General features: G+C 53.2%; 16 protein-coding genes. 11 read left to right on the forward strand and 5 right to left on the reverse strand.

The genetic code is table 11. From position 1 onward, the window contains the following. Window positions 1–87 precede the first annotated feature (87 nt). Window positions 88–756 (forward strand): hypothetical protein, encoded by a 669-nt coding sequence (locus DFR47_RS00640; RefSeq protein WP_113942501.1) that lies wholly within the window; start codon window positions 88–90, stop codon window positions 754–756. Window positions 757–804: 48 nt separating this feature from the next. Here DFR47_RS00640 and DFR47_RS00645 read toward each other — a convergent pair whose 3' ends face one another. Beyond that, window positions 805–1,347, reverse strand: a complete 543-nt coding sequence (locus DFR47_RS00645) for a nucleoside deaminase (RefSeq protein WP_281011525.1) — start codon at window positions 1,345–1,347, stop codon at window positions 805–807. A 333-nt stretch (window positions 1,348–1,680) separates the two neighbouring features. Between DFR47_RS00645 and DFR47_RS00650 the strand changes: the two genes are divergently transcribed. From DFR47_RS00650 to DFR47_RS00665, 4 genes are all read left to right on the forward strand, one after another. After that, window positions 1,681–3,621 carry a pseudouridine synthase gene (locus DFR47_RS00650; RefSeq protein WP_113942502.1) on the forward strand — a complete coding sequence of 647 codons (1,941 nt, stop codon included), beginning with the start codon at window positions 1,681–1,683 and terminating at the stop codon, window positions 3,619–3,621. Continuing rightward, window positions 3,621–4,175 (forward strand): 16S rRNA (guanine(966)-N(2))-methyltransferase RsmD, encoded by a 555-nt coding sequence (rsmD, locus tag DFR47_RS00655; protein WP_113942503.1) that lies wholly within the window; start codon window positions 3,621–3,623, stop codon window positions 4,173–4,175. Before DFR47_RS00650 ends, rsmD begins: the two co-directional genes overlap by 1 nt. A 238-nt stretch (window positions 4,176–4,413) precedes the next feature. Further along, window positions 4,414–5,940, forward strand: a complete 1,527-nt coding sequence (locus DFR47_RS00660; RefSeq protein WP_113942504.1) for a M16 family metallopeptidase — start codon at window positions 4,414–4,416, stop codon at window positions 5,938–5,940. Continuing rightward, window positions 5,940–7,301 (forward strand): M16 family metallopeptidase, encoded by a 1,362-nt coding sequence (locus tag DFR47_RS00665; RefSeq protein WP_113942505.1) that lies wholly within the window; start codon window positions 5,940–5,942, stop codon window positions 7,299–7,301. Before DFR47_RS00660 ends, DFR47_RS00665 begins: the two co-directional genes overlap by 1 nt. A 76-nt stretch (window positions 7,302–7,377) precedes the next feature. On the opposite strand, the gene DFR47_RS00670 is transcribed toward DFR47_RS00665, so the two are convergent. Continuing rightward, window positions 7,378–9,237 carry a monovalent cation:proton antiporter-2 (CPA2) family protein gene (locus DFR47_RS00670; protein ID WP_245416396.1) on the reverse strand — a complete coding sequence of 620 codons (1,860 nt, stop codon included), beginning with the start codon at window positions 9,235–9,237 and terminating at the stop codon, window positions 7,378–7,380. Between the two features lie 536 nt (window positions 9,238–9,773). Here DFR47_RS00670 and DFR47_RS00675 point away from each other — a divergent pair. The 6 genes from DFR47_RS00675 to lpxK all read left to right on the forward strand — a co-directional run bounded on the left by DFR47_RS00675 (window position 9,774) and on the right by lpxK (window position 15,835). After that, window positions 9,774–11,123 carry a TldD/PmbA family protein gene (locus DFR47_RS00675; protein WP_113942506.1) on the forward strand — a complete coding sequence of 450 codons (1,350 nt, stop codon included), beginning with the start codon at window positions 9,774–9,776 and terminating at the stop codon, window positions 11,121–11,123. Beyond that, entirely contained in the window at window positions 11,110–11,958 is an 849-nt protein-coding gene (locus DFR47_RS00680) for a 3'(2'),5'-bisphosphate nucleotidase CysQ (RefSeq protein WP_245416397.1), read from the forward strand. The genes DFR47_RS00675 and DFR47_RS00680 overlap by 14 nt, the downstream gene beginning before the upstream one ends. 190 nt (window positions 11,959–12,148) lie before the next feature. Then, window positions 12,149–12,418: a DUF4170 domain-containing protein gene (locus DFR47_RS00685; protein WP_113942507.1), complete on the forward strand. Its 270-nt coding sequence runs from the start codon at window positions 12,149–12,151 to the stop codon at window positions 12,416–12,418. A gap of 9 nt (window positions 12,419–12,427) precedes the next feature. Then, entirely contained in the window at window positions 12,428–13,198 is a 771-nt protein-coding gene (locus tag DFR47_RS00690; RefSeq protein ID WP_374788359.1) for a lysophospholipid acyltransferase family protein, read from the forward strand. Window positions 13,199–13,424: 226 nt separating this feature from the next. Then, complete coding sequence (gene waaA / locus DFR47_RS00695) at window positions 13,425–14,774, forward strand: lipid IV(A) 3-deoxy-D-manno-octulosonic acid transferase (protein WP_113942508.1); 1,350 nt, start codon at window positions 13,425–13,427, stop codon at window positions 14,772–14,774. Then, window positions 14,774–15,835 carry a tetraacyldisaccharide 4'-kinase gene (lpxK, locus tag DFR47_RS00700; protein ID WP_113942509.1) on the forward strand — a complete coding sequence of 354 codons (1,062 nt, stop codon included), beginning with the start codon at window positions 14,774–14,776 and terminating at the stop codon, window positions 15,833–15,835. Before waaA ends, lpxK begins: the two co-directional genes overlap by 1 nt. 105 nt (window positions 15,836–15,940) lie before the next feature. Here the strand turns inward: lpxK and DFR47_RS00705 are convergent, their stop codons facing one another. Genes DFR47_RS00705 through mutL form a run of 3 tightly spaced genes read right to left on the reverse strand, consistent with a single transcriptional unit; the run spans window position 15,941 to window position 18,635 of the window. Then, window positions 15,941–16,402, reverse strand: a complete 462-nt coding sequence (locus DFR47_RS00705) for a GNAT family N-acetyltransferase (RefSeq protein WP_113942510.1) — start codon at window positions 16,400–16,402, stop codon at window positions 15,941–15,943. Window positions 16,403–16,413: 11 nt separating this feature from the next. Then, window positions 16,414–16,650, reverse strand: coding sequence for a DUF2093 domain-containing protein (locus DFR47_RS00710; protein WP_113942511.1), 237 nt, complete (start codon window positions 16,648–16,650; stop codon window positions 16,414–16,416). A gap of 35 nt (window positions 16,651–16,685) precedes the next feature. Then, complete coding sequence (gene mutL / locus DFR47_RS00715; RefSeq protein ID WP_113942512.1) at window positions 16,686–18,635, reverse strand: DNA mismatch repair endonuclease MutL; 1,950 nt, start codon at window positions 18,633–18,635, stop codon at window positions 16,686–16,688. Between the last annotated feature and the right edge of the window lie 34 nt (window positions 18,636–18,669).

An 18,669-nucleotide genomic window follows, 5' to 3' on the forward strand; every position in this document is an offset into this window, starting at 1 on the left:
GGAAAGAGCGGATAACGCCATAATGGTGTGAAGTTTATTGTAGTTGTGGTTGGGTAATCTGGCCGAATACGGATAAAAGTGGTGCTCATGAAGATTGAAGGACGCATTCTCGCTTTCGCAACAGTGCTGGCCAGTTTAGGGCTTGCCGGTTGCGTGTCCGATCCGACCTATGGAACAGGCAAGTCAGCCAGCTCACAATTGCTGGATGATATGTCGTCGATTGCTACAATCGGCCCGAAATCGAAGAGCGGTATTGAGTATAAGCCGCGTCCTGATCTGGTAAAGCCGGTTGCAGGACAGAAAGAAAACCTGCCGCAGCCACAGCAGAGCGTTGCCAGTGCCGGTGATCCTTCATGGCCGGAATCGCCGGAAGAGCGCCGTAAGCGTCTGCGTTCAGAAATTGAAGCAAACCGCGATAATCCGAATTTCGTTTCGCCGATTGCGCCGGATAGCCCGAGCGATTTCACACCGCGTCGCCAGATTCTGCCAAGCGGTTCCAGCCGTCGTGAAGAATATGCAGCCCGTAATTCGGTTGCAGATCCGGCTGCTGTTGCTGCTGCCAAGCAGGCACAGAAAGATCGTTCCGGTGGTTCTGCGACACAGCGTAAATATCTGAGTGAACCACCAATCAGCTATCGTAAGCCTGAAGCTTCTGCAACAGCCGGTGAATTGGGTGAAGACGAGGCGAAAAAAGAACGTCGCCGTAAGGCCGAAGCCACCGGCTCAAAGAGCTGGCGCGATACGCTCGGTCTCTGATTTTCTAAATATTATAAAAAAGCCGCAGTTGATAAAACTGCGGCTTTTTTATTTGCGCTTTTCTTTAAAGAAATCGCGGAGCAGGGCTGTCGCTTCCGCTTCACCGATGCCGGAATAAACATCCGGTGCATGGTGGCATGTCGGCTGGCTGTAGAAGCGGGGGCCATATTCCACGCCGCCGCCTTTCGGATCGCTTGAAGCATAATAGAGCCTGCGGATACGGGCGAAGGAAATTGCTGCCGCGCACATCGCACAAGGTTCCAGCGTCACATAGAGATCGCACTCGCCCAGCCGCTCATTCTGCAACACCTCACAGGCCATGCGAATAGCCAGCACTTCCGCATGAGCCGTCGGGTCATTGATTTCACGGGTACGGTTGCCGGCGCGGGCGATGATCTGATTTTTGCGCGTAATAACGGCACCAATCGGCACTTCACCACGGGCACCAGCAGCGCGCGCTTCTTCCATGGCAATCTGCATGGGTGTTTGTGATTTGCTCACAGTGCTTTGCTTTGCCTTTTCCGCAGCAGGTTTTTGCGGATTTTCGCTGTTCAGGCCACCGGAAGCGCTGCCAGTTGCGTTTTTTTGCATAATGTGCGGCAGCCTTTCAGATATTTTGCTCGCAAGCTTGAAGATGATTTGTTAGAGCGTAACTTTAATAAGGTGTGTAGCATAAGAGCTGCGCTGCAATAATGTCAGCTTTATCCTAAATTTTGCCAAACCGGAATGGTTTAGCATCGCGCATATCCGGTGAAATTGCATTGGCGGTTTTACAGGAGGCAATGCAAAAGAGCAAAGAGATGGAGCAATTCGGGTGATGCCGTTTTCAACGGAATTGCTTTGATTTTGCGGCAGGGCTTTCCGCAACCTGATTTTCTATATTTGATTGCCGGGCACAAATGCCGGTGAAAGGCTGATATTCTGATGACCCGTGATGATCACGATAATGAACGTGGCAAACGTCCTTTTGTAAAACGCGAAGGTTCGCGTGACGACAGAGGTTCTGACCGTCCGCGCCGCTTTGACAGCGACAAACCACGTAGTTTCGAACCTCGTGGTGACAAGCCGCGTGGTTTTGGTTCCCGTTCTGATAAACCTCGTGGTTTTGATATGACAGCACAGGGTGATGAAGGCGAGCGCATTGCCAAGCGTCTGGCACGCGTTGGTATTGCATCGCGCCGTGAAGCGGAAAGCATGATTGCTGCCGGTCGCGTTGCCGTAAACGGTAAAGTGCTGACCAGCCCTGCGGTCAATGTTCTGCGCTCAGACAGAATTACCGTTGATAATAAAGTTCTCCAGCAGGCAGAGCGCACACGTTTGTGGCTCTACCATAAGCCTGCCGGTCTGGTGACAACCAACCGTGATCCGGAAGGTCGTCCGACAGTGTTTGATGCATTGCCGGAAGAACTGCCGCGTGTGCTCTCTGTTGGCCGTCTTGATATTAATACCGAAGGCCTGCTGCTGCTGACCAATGACGGCGGTCTTTCCCGCGTGCTGGAATTGCCTGCTACCGGCTGGCTGCGCCGCTACCGCGTGCGTGCACATGGTTCGGTAACACAGGCGCAGCTTGATGAACTGAAAAACGGTATCGCTGTTGACGGCGTGTTCTATGGCTCGGTTGAGGCAACACTTGAACGTGAGCAAGGCTCCAATGTCTGGCTGAATATCGGCCTGCGCGAAGGCAAAAACCGCGAAGTTAAAAACATCCTCGGTGCGCTTGGTCTGGCCGTATCCCGACTGATCCGTGTTTCTTTTGGTCCTTTCCAGTTGGGTGATCTTGAAGAAGGTGCTGTGCGCGAAATTCGTGGCCGCACATTGCGTGATCAGTTGGGTGAAAAACTGGTTGAAGATTCCGGTGCCGATTTTGATGCGCCGATTTACAATGAATTCTCTAACGAAGCTGTGAAGGGTGAATTGCCGCATCGTATGGCGCGTTTTGATGCTTACGAAGATCGCAGCTCTGAGGATACAGGCGAAGGACGTTCGCGTTATAAATCCGACTGGATTTCCAGCAGCGGCGATGCCGGTGGCAAGGGACGCGGCGGCAAAGGCGGCTTCCGTGGTGGTTCGCGCGGTGCGCCTCGCGATGAAGGTCGCGGTGCTCCGCGTGGTGAAAATGATCGCAACGAGTCGCGTGGCGCTCCTCGTGAAGAAGGTCGCGGTGAATTCCGCAGTGCGCCGCGTGATGGCGAGCGCAAGCCGTTCCAGCGTGACCGCGATGGTAAAAGCTGGCGCGAAGACGGTCTTGCCCGTCTCAGCACGTCAGCACCACGCTCTGGTGGCTTTGACAAGCCGCGCGGTGGTCGTTCTGATAAAGGCGATGATAAATTCGGTTCACAGCCACAGCGTCCGCGCGGCGTAAATGTGTGGATGGCGCCGGGTGCAAAAGCCTATAACTCGTCATCGAAGCCGACACCAGGGGAAGACCGCCGTCGCGGCCGTAGTGGTGAAGACCGTCCGCAGCGTTCAGAAGAAGGTCGTGGTTTTAACCGCCGTCCGGATGATCGCAATGACAGCCGTGGTGATGACCGTTCAGGCTATAAGCGTCAGGGCTTCCGTCGCGACGATGAAGGCCGTGATGGTTTCAAGCGTGAAGGTTTCCGTTCAGACAATCGTCGTTCCCATGATGGTGATGAGCGCCCGGCACGTGAAGAACGCCGTTTCTCTGGCGAGCGCAATTTTGACAAGAAGCCGTTTGGCGAGCGTACAGGCGGCGATAAACCGTTCCGTGGCAAGCCTGAAGGTAGTCGCGGCGGCAAGCCTTTCGGCAAAGGCCCGCAGGGTGGCAGACCATCAGGTGGCCGTCCTTCTGCGCCTCGCGGTGCAGGGCCTCGTGGTAGCGGTCCGCGCGGAGATAAACGTTAATGCGCATTGTTGGCGGCAAATTTCGCGGTGGCGCACTGGTAACGCCGGAAAGCTCAGCAATCCGGCCGACTAGTGATCGGACACGGGAAAGTCTGTTCAATATTATTTCTCATGGTTTTCGTGAGAAGCTGGACAATACACGGGTGCTGGATTTATTCGCCGGCACCGGTGCGCTTGGTCTTGAGGCGATGTCACGCGGTTGTCGCTATACGGTTTTCGTCGAGGAATCCGTGGAAGGTCGCGGACTTTTGCGCCAGAATGTTGAGGCCTTTGGCCTTCAGGGACATACCAAAGTGTTCCGCCGGAATGCCACAGCATTGGGGCCGACCGGCACTATGGGCGAGTTTGATCTGGTTTTTGCCGATCCGCCTTATGGCAAAGGTTTGGGCGAGCAGGCCTTTATTTCCGCTCTTGAAGGTGGCTGGCTGAAGCCGGATGCACTGCTGATACTGGAAGAAGTGTCGGAAGCTGTCATCACGCTGGATGACCGGTTTATCCTGCGCGATGAGCGGAGTTACGGGATCACCACAATACGAATGTATGAGCTGGCCTGAAAAAATTACCATTAAAAATAAATTGCCCGCTACTCAGCGGGCAATTTGCGTTTCAGGGTGGCGCTCCCGATTTCGTGGGGGGGGGGGCGATTATTAAATTATTGTCATTATGACATAATTTTTGAAGGCAGGTTGCGAATTTGCCGCAATCTCGTTTAATTAAGGGTGTTTTGCAAAACAGGAAGGGACACTTTTCGTGCCATATCTATCCTTTTGCCGGCAACTGGTCAGCACTTCTATGCTGGCGCTGCTTGTCAGTTCTGCGGCTGTAGGCGCTTCATATGCGCAAGATGCCAAACCGGCTGCTGCACCTGTTGCCACCTCTGCGGACAAACCGGCCAATGATAATCAGCAGGTTGCATTGCCGGATATCAAAACGCAAAGCGGGGTCAGTAGCTTTCAGCTCGCCAATGGTCTGGATGTTGTGGTGATCCCTGATCATCGCGCACCTGTGGTTACGCAGATGGTGTGGTATCGCGTTGGGGCTGCTGATGAGCAAGAAGGTGTTTCCGGTATTGCCCATTTTCTTGAACATCTGATGTTCAAAGGCACAAAGAATGTTCCGGCCGGTGAGTTCTCTGCCAAAGTTGCGGCGATCGGCGGCCAGGAAAATGCTTTCACCTCCTCGGATTATACCGGCTATTACCAGCAGATTGCTCCCGATGCGCTGGAAATGGTGATGAAGTATGAATCCGACCGTATGGCCAATCTGGTGCTGACGGATGAGGTCATCATACCGGAACGTGATGTTATTCTTGAAGAACGCCGCATGCGTGTGGACAGTAGTCCGGCCGCTATGCTGCGCGAAGAAGTCAGTGCCACGACTTTCTACAATCATCCGTACCGCCGCCCGATTATCGGTTGGCAGCAGGAAATGGAAAAGCTCAGCCTGCAGGATGCGATTGGTTTTTATGAGCGTTATTACACGCCGAATAATGCCATTCTCGTCGTTGCCGGTGATGTGACACCGGAGCGCGTGCGCGAACTGGCATTGAGCACCTATGGCAAATTGCCGAAGCGCTTTGATGTTGCGCCGCGTATTCGCCCGCAGGAGCCTGAAAAACACACATCGCGCACCATTATTTTGCGGGATGCCCGTGTAAACCAGCCATCCTATAATTCCACATGGGTGGTGCCATCTTACATCAACGCCAAGGCCAAAGGCCGTGAGGGCGATGCCGAAGCGCTTGATCTGCTGAGCGAAATTCTTGGTGGCGGTATTCGCAGCCGTCTTTATCAGGAGCTGGTGGTCGAGCAGGGGCTTGCTGCCAGTGCGGGTGCCTATTATGCCGGTGACGCGCTCGATGACGGTACATTCATGATTTATGGCTCCCCGCGCGGTGATGCCACTCTGGAAGATGTGCAGACAGCGGCAAATGTGGAAGTTGACCGTATTATTGCTGAAGGCGTAACGGAAACCGAACTTAATCAGGCGCGTAACCGTTTCCTCAAAGCAATGATTTTTGCCCGCGATAGCCAGACCGGTATGGCGCGGATTTACGGTTCTTCGCTGGCAACCGGCCAGACGGTAGAAGATGTTCTTGGCTGGCCGGATAAAATCCGTGCGGTAAAGCCGGAGCAGATCCGTGATGTAGCAGAGCGCTATCTGAAGCCTTCCATTGAGGTGACCGGCTATTTATTGCCATCGGCTGAGCAGAAAACAACTGAAACCCAGCCAGCGGCAAAACCGGCTGCAGGCGGTAAGGCCGAGGCAGGCGCTCCTGAAGGTAAGCCGAAAGATGCAAAATCAGAGGTGAAAAAATAATGGCATATTCTCTTCACTCTGGTGCAGGGTTCAGCAAAGCTGCACCTGTGCGTGGCAAAACGCTGCTCGGACTTAAAGCGGCTCTCGCCGGTGCTTTTGCACTTTTAGCTACCTTGCCAGCTTTCGCGCTGGATATTCAGGAAGTCACCTCACCAAAAGGCATCAAGGCCTGGTTGGTAGAGGAAGACAGTGTTCCGCTGATTTCCGTGCGCTTTTCGTTCAAGGGCGGCAGTGCGCAGGATCCTGCTGGCAAAGAAGGTCTGGCCAATCTGATGACCGGTCTATTCGATGAAGGTGCGGGCGATATGCCGTCTGATGCCTATCAGGAACGACTGGATAATATCGGTGCCGAAATGAGCTTCAGCGCCACACAGGATAATATTTCCGGCGGTATGCGAATGCTGAAGGAAAACAGCCCTGCGGCTTTTGACATGCTGGCGCTGGCGATTCAGAAACCACGCTTTGATCAGGCTGCTATTGATCGCATCCGTGCACAGATTGTGACCGGCATTAAAGCATCTCAGAATGATCCGTCGACCATTGCCTCGCAGAAATTTGCGGAAGTGCTCTATGGCAAGCATCCTTATGCGCGCCGTGATGAAGGCACAGTGCAATCGCTGGAAGCAATCACCCGCGAAGACCTGCTGGGTGCCCATAAGAAACTTTTCGGCAAAGATCAGCTGAAAATCGGTGTTGTCGGTGCGATCAGCGCCAAGGAACTGGCACCATTGCTGGATAAATTATTCGGTGATTTGCAGGATAAAGCCGATCTCAAACCGGTGGATATGGCTAAGCTGGCATTAGGTGCCACAACTTCTGTCACCTATGATCTGCCGCAGACAACAATCAGCCTGGTTTATCCGGGTGTGAAGCGCAGCGATAAAGACTTCTTCGCAGCCTATCTGATGAATCAGGTTCTGGGTGTGGGCTTCACATCGCGCCTTTATAATGAAGTGCGTGAAAAGCGTGGTCTGGCCTATACGGTTGGTTCCGGTCTCAGCGGACAGGATTATTCTAACAGCCTCAATATCTCGACCGGCACACGCCCTGACCGCGCGCAGCAGAGTCTGGATGTGATCCGTGCGGAAGTTGCCCGCATGGCGAAATCCGGCGTGACCGAGGAAGAGCTGGCTGCTGCCAAGAGCTTTGCAATCGGTGCCTATGCGATCAACAATCTGGATTCGTCCGTCGCTGTTGCCCGTACGCTGGTTGGCTTGCAGGAGCAAAATCTGGGACGTGATTATATTGATCGTCGCAGTGATCTTATCAATGCCGTGACAACAGCAGATGTGAAAGCAGTAGCTGCAAAATTGCTCAAAGCTGATCCTGCCATTCTCGTGGTTGGCCCTAGTTTGAATTGATCAATTCTATAAGTGCATAAGAAAACGGCGCGGTGATCACTCACCGCGCCGTTTTTATTTGTATCAATGCCAGTGTTTAGTTGGCTGCCGGTGCGGTTGATAAATCCGCAGCGGGGAAAGCCTCGGCAGGTGCAATGGTCTCTTCCGTAGCTTTGTCGAGCGGAACCGCAGAGCGGGTTGGCTTGATCAGCGGTTCCGGTGTCACCGGTTTGTTGAACAACAGATGACGACCGGCGAGAATACCTTCTGAAGCCTGAACATAGAGGCGATCTTCATCGCGCTGGCGCACATCATCGGCGATAGCGTGGGCTTCGTCTTCTCCCATGCCAAGTGCTTCCAGCGTTTTACGGCCAAACAGCAAACCGGATTCAAAAGTTTCACGCAGCTCGTAATCCACGCCTTTGGCACGAAGTTGTAGCGTATGCTCACGATCAAAGGAACGGACATAGAGCTTCACATCCGGAAATTCTGCCTGAATGAGATCAACGATACGATCGGTGATTTCTTTCTTCTCAGTGCAGATCGCCACCAGTTTGGCTTTGCGGATGCCTGCCATCTCCAGCACGTCTTTGCGCTGTCCGTCGCCAAAATAGATACGGAAACCGAAACGACCTGCCGCGCGGATCTTATTGGCGGAATTATCAATCACCGTTACGTCCGAACCACCGGCGAGCAGGATTTGCGAAGCAATCTGCCCGTAACGGGAAAAGCCGATCATCAGAACATCAGAGCCTGCGCCTTCAAAATCTTCTTCAATACCGTCTTCCTGTTTGGAGGCTGTCAGCAAACGGTTGCCGATGGAGACAGACAGTGGTGTCAGCGCCATGGAAATGGTTATGGCAGCGATCAGTTCTGAGGCCAGTGCATCAGTGATAACGGCAGCAGCGCTGGCTGCGGAGAATAGGACAAAGGCAAATTCACCACCCTGCGGGAGCAGGAAGGCAACCTTAATCGCATCATTATGTGTACTGCGGAAAATGCGGCAGAGAATGTAAATCACTGCAATTTTGGTGACGATGATCACCGGCACTGAGAGCAGGATCATCAGCCAGTTGTCGAGAATAACAACCAGATTGAGCGACAGACCAACTGCGACAAAAAACAGGCCTAAGAAAATACCGCGAAATGGCTCTACGTCCGCAGCCAGTTCATGGCGATAGGAGGAATCGGCTAACAGCACACCGGCGATAAATGCCCCCATCGCCATGGAAAGTCCGGCGGCTTCCATCAGGGTTGCAGAACCGAGAACCACAAACAGTGCTGCGGCGATCATTACTTCACGCGCGCCGGTATTGCCGATGATACGGAACATCGGGTTCAATAAATAACGTCCGGCAATGATCAGAATAACAATGGCGCCAAGAGCAGCCGCGACATGGAAATTGGCAGCGGCTTGCGAGCCTTCACCCGGAGACAAGGCCGGTATCAGCGCCAGAATAGGCACGATTGCCAGATCCTGAAACAGCAGAATAGCAAAAGCTTTTTGTCCGTATTTCTGGCTGGTTTCCCCTTTGTCTTCCAGTATTTGCATGGCAAAAGCGGTTGAGGACAAGGCAAAACCACAGCCGACAATAATCGCAGCCGGTACCGGCAGACCTGCAACATAAATGCCGAGAAAAGCGAGCGCGACGGCACAGAGCGTAACTTGTGCCAGACCGAGGCCGAAAATGGCATGGCGCATCGACCAGAGACGGGAAGGCTTGAGATCCAGACCAATGATGAAGAGCAGGAAAACAACGCCCAGCTCGGAGAAGTGCAGCAGCTCTTCACCATCTGTAATGAAGCGGGCAATCGGGCCGATAATCACGCCTGCAGCCAGATAGCCAAGGACTGTTCCCAGCCCGAGACGTTTGAACAAAGGCGCGGCAATGATCGCTCCGGCGAGGATCATCAGGGTTTGCAGATAAAGACTGCCGATGGAAATATTGTTTTCCATAATTGAAACATCACATATCTAGAGCATTTCCTGGTCAAAAATCTGTAGCGTTTTTGCGTGGGATAATGCGATAAAACAAAGAGTTAGAGCGGTCTCGATAATTCCGTTTCAACCGGAACCGGTCTGGTTTGTCGGGGCGGGTACAAAACAAGCCATAGGCAGCACATCGTCAGACATGATGCTGCAGCAAATCATGCGGAACATAATACGGAATAAACCGCGCAGATAACGGTTTTTTAAAGAAAATCATCACGTTTGTGACCACATAGTTGCTAAATATGAAGTCATAAAGAGATTTGGCCTGCCAATGAGAGTTTCGACGCTGTCAGATCAAACCGGTTCTTTGCTCTGTTTCTTCACGCAGGATTGTTTTGTCCCGTGTAAACTGAAGTTAAGACTTAAAAAACACGCTGCCTATCCGTATATAAAGGATGTATAGGCTGAACAGGTTGATATTCTACAACTTGCAGATCACGAAGCACGGAGCATTCCAATTTTTGCTATGCTCGGCAAAAGTATAAATGACAGGAAGAATGATGGACGCACAAAGCTCTGCTCAAAAACTCGCCGATCAGGCTCGTTTTCTCGTCGCTGCGGCCAAAAAGGCTGGTGCAGACCATGCTGATGCGGTGGTTGTGCGCAGTCGTTCCAGTAATGTCAGTGTGCGTCTGGGCAAGGTGGAAGCAACGGAAGCTTCCGAGAGTGATGATTTTTCGCTGCGCGTTTTTGTAGGCAAACGCATTGCCAGTATTTCGGCGAACGCCAATAAAGGCGCTGATCCGGTTGCACTGGCAGAGCGCGCTGTCGCGATGGCCAAAGTTTCGCCGGAAGATGCTTATGAAGGGCTGGCAGATCCTGCAAAACTGGCCAGACAGATTGCTGATCTTGATCTGTTTGATCCGACACAGATTGATGCCAAACGCATGACTGAAGATGCGCTGGCTATGGAAGAGGCCGCGCGTGCGGTTTCCGGTGTTACTAATTCCGGCGGTGCAACGGCTTCTGCCGGCTTGGGTGGCATGGTGCTGGTGACCTCCGGCGGTTTTGAAGGTTTTTATACACTGAGCCGTTTTGGCCGTTCAGTGAGTGCCATTGCCGGTGAAGGCACCGCAATGGAGCGCGATTATGACATGCGTGTACGCCTGCATTTTGCTGATCTGCCTGCGCTTGAAGACCTTGGCCGGACGGCCGGTGAACGCGCAGTGCGTCGTCTCAATGCGCGTAAACTTAAAACCGGCGCAGTGAATGTGATGTTTGACCCGCGTGTGGCGCGCGGTATTGCCGGACATATCGCCGGTGCCATCAATGGTGCATCAGTTGCCCGCAAAAGCAGTTTCCTCAGAGATAAAATGGGGCAACAAGTTCTGAGCAAAGGCATCAGCATCACCGATGATCCGATGCGTTTGCGCGGCTCTTCCTCCCGTCCGTTTGATGGCGAAGGGATTGCCGGTGAAAAACTGACCATGATTGAAAATGGTGTGCTGAAACATTGGTTCCTGTCCGGATCAACCGCGCGCGAACTGGGGCTGGAAACCAATGGACGTGGCGTGCGCTCCGGTTCAACTGTCGTGCCGTCTTCAACCAATCTGGCCTTGGAAGCTGGTGAACGCACACCGGAAGAGCTGATGAAAGAGCTTGGTACCGGTTTTTACGTGACTGAGGTTTTTGGGCAGGGCGTGGATATGATCACCGGCCAATATAGCCGTGGTGCATCCGGTTTCTGGATTGAAAACGGTGAGCTGACCTATCCGGTGAGTGAAGTGACCATCGCGTCCAACCTCAAAGATATGTTTATGAATATGACTGCCGCCAGTGATCTGGATCGCTCTTACGGCACAGCCGCACCAACATTGGTAATTGAAGGAATGACGCTTGCCGGAGAGTAATACGGATAAATTGGCTGATACGGCTGACCTGCAACTCATCCGCGATGCAGCGGCGGAAGCTGGTAAAATTGCCCTGCATTATTACGGCAAAGATCCGGAAGTCTGGCTGAAAAACGGCCAGTCTCCGGTGAGTGAAGCAGATTTGGCAGTTGACCGTTTTCTGCAGCAGTCTTTGCTGCAGGCGCGGCCGGATTACGGCTGGATATCCGAAGAGACGGCAACTGATCAGCAACGCACAGGTCGTAAGCGGGCATTTGTTGTTGATCCGATTGACGGTACACGTGCTTTTCTCGCCGGTGATAATCAGTGGTGTGTGAGTATTGCCGTGATCGAAGACGGCAAGCCGCGCTGTGGCGTGCTGGATGTGCCGGTGCGCAAAGAGGTTCTGACGGCAGTGCACGGGCAGGGTGCTTTTCAAAACGACAGGGCGATCAGCGCGCATTTGCCGGATGACGGGCGCAGTTATCCGGTGGCAATGTCCCGATCACATTTTAATGAACTGCCGGAGGGCTTTCGCAGCAAAGTCGCTTTTGCATCCTATGTGCCGTCTCTGGCCTATCGCATCGCCAAGGTCGGGCGGAGTGAGCTGGCGGGCACTTTTGTGCGCGGCGGCGCGCATGACTGGGATCTGGCGGCAGCGGATTTGCTGCTCTCAGAGGCTGGCGGAAAGCTTTTGACCCTTGAAGGTCAGGCACTTAGCTATGGTGGTGAACGGGGGATGATCACAGGTCGCAAACCATTCAGTCATGATGTGCTGGTTGCGGCTGTTGCAGGCTTTGACGGTGAGATGCTCAGTGTTGTGCGGCAACTCTTATCGGGGCACGACAATGCTTGATTGAGGCTTGATCGGGCTCTGATCCGGCTTCCGCAACAGGCATATCCAAAATACGATAAATTAAAGAGTGTGCAGTGATCGCTCTGGTTGAACTTGAGCGTAAACCACTCTAAAGAAGGCGCTAACAGGGGCTGTGCCGCAATTGGCGCTGCCCTTCCGGCAACGTAATCTCAGTGACAGGATTAGACCCATGACCGTATCTGGTGAAAACAAACAGCTGCTGCATTTGGTATTCGGCGGCGAATTGAAGACATTGAACTCGATGGAGTTCCGTGATCTCGAAAAGCTGGATATCGTCGGCATCTATCCGAATTATGAAACAGCTAAAATGGCTTGGAAATCCAAGGCTCAAGCGACTGTTGATAATGCGCATATGCGTTATTTCATCGTTCATATGCACCGCCTGCTGGATCCTGCAAGCGCGATTGCTGAAGCTGTTAATTCTGCAGATAAAGCCTGATAGCGCATTTTGACTGTGTCAGGTTATAATGTGCAGCAAGACGGATTTCTGAAACGCGTTTGGCAGCGTATTCGCGAGCCTTTGGCGCGTTCAGAAATGCTGAAGACGGTGCTGGTCAATTTGATTTCAGGCTATCTCCGGCTGGTCTATGCTACCAATAAACGCCTGCCCGGTTTTGATGAAACCATCGCATCCCAAAAACAGCACACGCCCTATATCGTCACTTTCTGGCATGGTCAGCATTTGATGGGCACGTTTGTGCGTGAAAAATCTGTGCCGGTTGTGGCCATGTTTTCACGCAGTGCTGATGCGGAGCTGAATGCGCGTGTGGCGGAAAAACTCGGCCTGCAAACGGTTCGCGGTTCCGGCGGACGCGCAGACAGCAATAATAGCGGCAAAGGTGGTGCACGTGCTCTGATCACCCTGAAACGGGCTTTGGATCAGGGCATCAGCACCGGCATGATTGCTGATGTGGCGCATAGTCCGGTGCGTGAGGCAGGGCAGGGGATTATCCTGTTAGCCAAATTGTCCGGCCGCCCGATCCTGCCGGTTGCCTATGCTTTTTCCCGTTGTATTGTTTTGCAGAGAAGCTGGGATAAGACATCCATTCCACTGCCTTTTGGCCGCTCGGCCGCAGTGACAACAGAACCGGTTTGGGTGCCTGTGGATGCGGATGAGAATCTGCTCGAAGAGAAGCGTTTGGAACTGACCCGCAAGCTCGATGCAGCCACGGATGCAGCCTATAAACAGTTGGGATTGCAAACACCTCCTGCCCGATAACAATTAATTGTGATAGCGTCCGGCATTCTTTTGTTTAATGACGGGGTTATCAGTTATTGGTGTATAAGCTTAAGATAGGCTTGGTGTGCTGAGCATCTTGGTGCAAGATTTTAACCGGTTGCCTGTAAGCGCAACAGTTTCAGTATTCCGTGTTTTTCCGGCATTTCAAATTCAGACAAGGCAGCAATAAGCTTTTCTGATAGAGCTATCCGGTATGGAGATAAGAATGAGTGAAAAATGGGCCCACACTGTTCTTAAGATTTACAAGGCTGCCGGTTGTGCGGCCTATCCGCTGATCGGGCCCTATATCAGCTATCGCGTTTCCAAAGGTAAAGAAGACCGCAGTCGCCGCTCCGAGCGCTATGGCCGCAGTCAAATTACCCGTCCTGAAGGACCGCTGGTCTGGATGCATGCCGCAAGTGTCGGTGAATTTATCGCGATCCTGCCGTTGGTTGAACATTTCCTTGCGCAGGATATTCGCATTCTCCTCACCACCGGCACACGGACTTCTGCGGCATTGGTGGCCGAGCGCCTCGGCGACCGTGTTATTCATCAATATGTGCCGCTTGATCTGTTGCCTGCCGTGCGCCGTTTTCTCGATCACTGGCAGCCGGATGTGGCGATTAAATGTGAATCCGAAATCTGGCCGATGGCCATTCTTGAACTTGGAAAACGCCATATTCCGCAAATTCTGATTAACGGTCGTATGTCTGACCGCTCTTATGCAAAGTGGAAAAAGCGCAGTTCTGTTGCTGAAGCTTTGTTCGAGAACTTTGCCCATGTGGTTGCACAATCTGATGCGGATGGTGAACGGTTCCGCCAGCTGGGCGCACGTCCGGTGACAATCTCAGGCAATCTCAAAGTGGATACGGATGCACCGCCGGTGGATGCACAAGAGCTGGAACGTCTGCAAAAACAGATCGGCAAGCGCAAAGTCTGGGCTGCTATTTCCACCCATGACGGCGAGGAAGAAATTGCAGCGACTGTGCATACTATGCTCAGCACCCGCCATCCGGACTTGCTGACCATGATCGTGCCGCGGCATCCGGATCGTGCAGAGGCAATCCGTGCTGCAATTGAAGCTAAAGGGCTCACTGTGGCACAACGCAGCCATAATGAAGATATTACCCCGCAAACGGCGGTTTATCTTGGCGATACAATCGGCGAAATGGGGCTCTATCTGCGTCTGTCGCAGATTGCTTTTGTGGGCAAATCCCTGACCGGTGAGGGCGGGCAAAATCCGCTGGAACCGGCAATGCTTGGCACAGCGGTTCTGTCCGGTCGTAATGTGCAGAACTTCCGTGAATCCTATCAGCGCCTGATTAAAAACGGCGGCGCGAAACTGGTCAGCGATCATAATATGCTGGCCGGTGCAGTGAACTTCCTGTTCAACAATCCGGAAAAACTGGCAGCTATGACCGAATCCGGAAAACGCACGGTCGGTGATATGCGCGGTGCGCTGGAACGTACACTGACAGCGCTTGAACCGTTTATCCGGCCTTTGGCGGTGAAATCACGTCTCTATACAACTGTGTCTGAGACCGCACCGGAGACTGAAGCGCCGGAGCAGCAATAATGGCTGCCGGCAAATCACAGCGGGATGCTTCATCCTTCTGGTGGGATAAAGCCGGTTGGCAGGCATGTATGCTGTCCCCTTTGGCTGCGATCTACGGCTCGGTCGCTAAAAAACGCATGATCAATACGGAACCGCCGCAAATTGATCTGCCGGTTCTATGTATCGGCAATTTCACTGTTGGCGGTGCGGGTAAAACCCCGACCTGTATTGCTTTTGCGGAAGCTGCAAAAGCGGAAGGCTTTAAGCCTGGTATTGTTTCGCGTGGCTATGGCGGTTCTTTCAAAGGTGTCCATCTTGTTGATCCCGCACGGGATACTGCAAAACTGACCGGTGATGAACCGCTCTTGCTGGCGCGCCATGCAATGGTTGCCGTATGCGCCAATCGCCTGAATGCCGCGCAATTGCTGGAGCAGCAGGGATGCGATTTCATCATCATGGATGATGGGTTTCAGAGCGCGCGTCTGTTTTATGATTATGCATTGGTGGTGATTGATGCTGCACGGGGTATCGGTAATGGCCGGATCATTCCGGCGGGGCCGTTGCGTGCGCCGTTGCCTGCACAGATGCAGCAGGCATCAGCACTTCTGCGTATCACGCCGAATCATCTGAAGGGCCATGATGCTTCGGAAAATGTGATCCGCATGGCAGCACGCGGCAATAAGCCGTTTTTTGATGCACGGCTGGTTTCAGTGGCAGAGCAACCGGCTGAGGGGAAAGGGTTTCTTGCTTTTGCCGGTATCGGCAATCCGCAGAAATTCTATAGCAGCGTGACAGAACTTGGCGGGGAAGTGGTGATCAGCCGGTCTTTCGGCGATCATTACAGCTACAAGCCGGAGGATATCCGCAAGCTTTTAGCGGAGGCGCGCGAAGCCAATCTGATTTTGGCAACAACAGCCAAAGATTACGTGCGCCTGCGTGAAATACAGTCATCGGTCGAGGGTGACTGGTTGCGCGAGATTGCGATTTTTGATGTGCGGCTTGATTTTGGCCGCGAGAAAATTTTGCAGCGCATTATAAAAACAACACGGCAAAATTTTCTCGAGCGCAGTCTGGAAATTTAGAGCATTTCACATTCAAGTTGATCTAACTTGAATGGCATGACAATGCGACCAGACAAGGAATCTAGAGCGAGCGCCATGATCCACTCTGGACGTAAACCGCTCTAGTCAGAGCGCGATGCGGTAAATATTGAGATCGTCAATATTCTCTTCAATCAGCACCCAATCGCGTGCTGCATAATAGTCATGTTTATCGGCTTCCGCACAGAGATAAACTTCCGGAAACCCCTGTTCGCGTGCTTTTTCAATCGCCGCTTTAATCAGCGCGCTGCCGATACCAAAGGAGCGCTGTTTTTCATCAACCCACAGTGCCGCTACCCATGGGGTATATTGCGGGCGGGCTTCCATATCGCTGTCGATCAGTGATGCAGTCCCGAGAAATTCAGCGCCGTCATGGGCGATAAGGGCAACCGGCGTGGTCTCTGCAGTGAGATTTTCCTCGAACAGACCTTTGATAAAGTCCAGTTCGTGGCCATCCTGCCGCCACCATGCATTCCAGACGCGGTCGGCTGCATCGCCGAGAAATTCCGGACGGGCTTTAAGATCGGATATTGTATATGACTTTGTCATTTTAACTCAGATTAATTCTTGCTGCGTTGGCGCAGATCTGGATTACTTTCAAGCTCACGCTGATAGGAAACGAGGCCGTTTACATAGGCTTCCTGACGGGCAACGCTCCAGTAACGCAGATCATCCAGCTCGATTTTCTCGGCTGTTACTGCGCAAATCACATAGGAGCCCGGCTCAAGAACCTGATAGTCACCATCGAGGTAACGCAATTTGGCTTCACCGCTGCGATTGCTGGAAAACATAGTCATCACTCTTTCTTGTCTTCAGTGTCTTTGGGTAATCTTTACCTGCGTCCGAACAGACGTTCAATATCACTGAGTTTTAATTCTATATATGTCGGCCGCCCGTGATTGCAGGTGCCGGAACCGGGAGTGGCTTCCATCTGACGCAGAAGAGCGTTCATTTCTTCGCCTTTCATGCGGCGGCCGGAACGCACAGAACCATGGCAGGCCATTGTCGCAGCCACATGATTGAGCATATCTTTCAGCCCGTTGGCGGTGTCATGCTCAGCAATCTCATCCGCGAGATCACGGATCAGTTGCTGCACATCCATTTCGCCGAGCATGGAGGGTGTTTCACGAACCGCCACCGCACCGGGGCCGAAACGCTCGACACTCAGGCCAAAGCGTTCCAGCGTTTCCGCATGGGAGACAACGCGCTCCGCATCTTCTTCCGGCAGGTCAACAATCTCTGGGATCAGCAGCATCTGCGCAGCCATCGGCTTGGCTTCCAGAGCGGTTTTCAGCGCTTCATAAACCAGTCGCTCATGAGCGGCATGCTGATCCACAATCACCAGACTATCTTCGGTCTGGGCGACAATATAATTGGCGTGGATCTGCGCCCGCGCAGCCCCGAGCGGTGCGCGCAGCAACTCTACTGGTGCTTCAATCTCTGCTGCGCGGCTGTCGGCACTGGGAGCCGTGAATTGCGAAATCGTTGCCTGCATCGCTTCGCCAAAACCAGCCTGTTCATAACGCGGCGCTGGCTGGTTATCGAGATGCAGCGGGCGTTGTGCCGGATGGGCAGTTTGTGGCGACCATTCCTGTCGCGGTGCATCAGGCCGGTAGTTCGAGGCAGATTGCCAGTTACGGGCAGGGGAGGATGTAAAGCTGCCGGATGAACGCTGCGGCATATCGAATTGCGAGGCGCTGAAGTCTTTGCTCTCAAAACCCTGTGCCTGAAAAGCTTTCAACATGGCTTCTGCACCGCTGGTGGCAGGGCGAATACCCGACTGCGCCAGAGCATGACGAATGGTGCCGACAATCAGACCGCGCACCAATCCAGGATCACGAAAGCGCACATCTGCCTTAGCCGGATGCACATTGACATCGACATGGGACGGATCAAGCTGGAGAAACAACACACCGACCGGATGGCGGTCGCGGGCAATCACATCGGAATAGGCACCGCGCAATGCGCCAAACACCTGTTTGTCGCGCACCGGACGGCCATTAATATAGGCAAACTGGTGCAGGGAATTGGCACGGTTGAACGACGGAATTGCGGTGAAACCGGTCAGGCGCACGCCTTCGCGCTCGCTGTCGAGTGCCAGTGCATTTCCAGAAAAATCAGTGCCGAGAACCTGCGAAATACGCTCGAGCATTGCCGCTTCACTGACCGTTTCTCCGGTGCTGCACGTCGCAGGTAGTTCCAGCGGGCTGCGGTCTGTACCGGCGATGGAGAACCGGATTTGCGGAAAGGAAATCGCGATACGCTTGATCACTTCCGTAATCGCAGTGGATTCGGCACGATCGGTTTTCATGAATTTCAGACGGGCAGGGGTCGCGTAAAACAGATCGCTGACTTCAACGATGGTTCCGCGATTGATCGCAGTCGGGCGCGGCCCTTCGAGATAGCCACCACGCACAACGACCTCATAACCGGAATCAGCCTCAGCGGTGCGGGATTTAATGCTCAGGCGCGCAACGGAGCCAATGGATGGCAGTGCTTCGCCGCGAAAACCAAGGGCGCGGATATCATGCACATCATCGGTTAGTTTGGATGTGCAGTGGCGCGAGACAGCCAGTGTCAGTTCATCCGCTGGTATACCGCCGCCATTATCTGTCACACGGATCAGATTCTTGCCGCCACCGGCAGTTACCACTTCAATACGTGTGGCACCGGCGTCAATCGCATTTTCTACCAGTTCTTTTACCACGCTGGCAGGGCGTTCAATAACCTCACCGGCAGCAATCTGGTTGATAATGGTTTCGCTCAGGAGCCTGATAGACATATGAATGATCCGGTGAGTTGATGGTTTGGCTTGT

Origin of the sequence: Pseudochrobactrum asaccharolyticum, assembly GCF_003314995.1 — a bacterium.
Lineage (GTDB): Bacteria > Pseudomonadota > Alphaproteobacteria > Rhizobiales > Rhizobiaceae > Pseudochrobactrum > Pseudochrobactrum asaccharolyticum.

Coding starts and splice junctions, on each gene's coding strand:
- DFR47_RS00675 (WP_113942506.1), top strand. CDS start 9,774: ATGGACGCACAAAGCTCTGCTCAAAAACTCGCCGATCAGGCTCGTTTT.
- lpxK (WP_113942509.1), top strand. CDS start 14,774: ATGGCTGCCGGCAAATCACAGCGGGATGCTTCATCCTTCTGGTGGGAT.
- mutL (WP_113942512.1), bottom strand. CDS start 18,635: ATGTCTATCAGGCTCCTGAGCGAAACCATTATCAACCAGATTGCTGCC.
- DFR47_RS00685 (WP_113942507.1), top strand. CDS start 12,149: ATGACCGTATCTGGTGAAAACAAACAGCTGCTGCATTTGGTATTCGGC.
- DFR47_RS00665 (WP_113942505.1), top strand. CDS start 5,940: ATGGCATATTCTCTTCACTCTGGTGCAGGGTTCAGCAAAGCTGCACCT.
- DFR47_RS00645 (WP_281011525.1), bottom strand. CDS start 1,347: ATGCAAAAAAACGCAACTGGCAGCGCTTCCGGTGGCCTGAACAGCGAA.
- DFR47_RS00710 (WP_113942511.1), bottom strand. CDS start 16,650: ATGACTATGTTTTCCAGCAATCGCAGCGGTGAAGCCAAATTGCGTTAC.
- rsmD (WP_113942503.1), top strand. CDS start 3,621: ATGCGCATTGTTGGCGGCAAATTTCGCGGTGGCGCACTGGTAACGCCG.
- DFR47_RS00650 (WP_113942502.1), top strand. CDS start 1,681: ATGACCCGTGATGATCACGATAATGAACGTGGCAAACGTCCTTTTGTA.
- waaA (WP_113942508.1), top strand. CDS start 13,425: ATGAGTGAAAAATGGGCCCACACTGTTCTTAAGATTTACAAGGCTGCC.
- DFR47_RS00670 (WP_245416396.1), bottom strand. CDS start 9,237: ATGGAAAACAATATTTCCATCGGCAGTCTTTATCTGCAAACCCTGATG.
- DFR47_RS00640 (WP_113942501.1), top strand. CDS start 88: ATGAAGATTGAAGGACGCATTCTCGCTTTCGCAACAGTGCTGGCCAGT.
- DFR47_RS00660 (WP_113942504.1), top strand. CDS start 4,414: ATGCTGGCGCTGCTTGTCAGTTCTGCGGCTGTAGGCGCTTCATATGCG.
- DFR47_RS00705 (WP_113942510.1), bottom strand. CDS start 16,402: ATGACAAAGTCATATACAATATCCGATCTTAAAGCCCGTCCGGAATTT.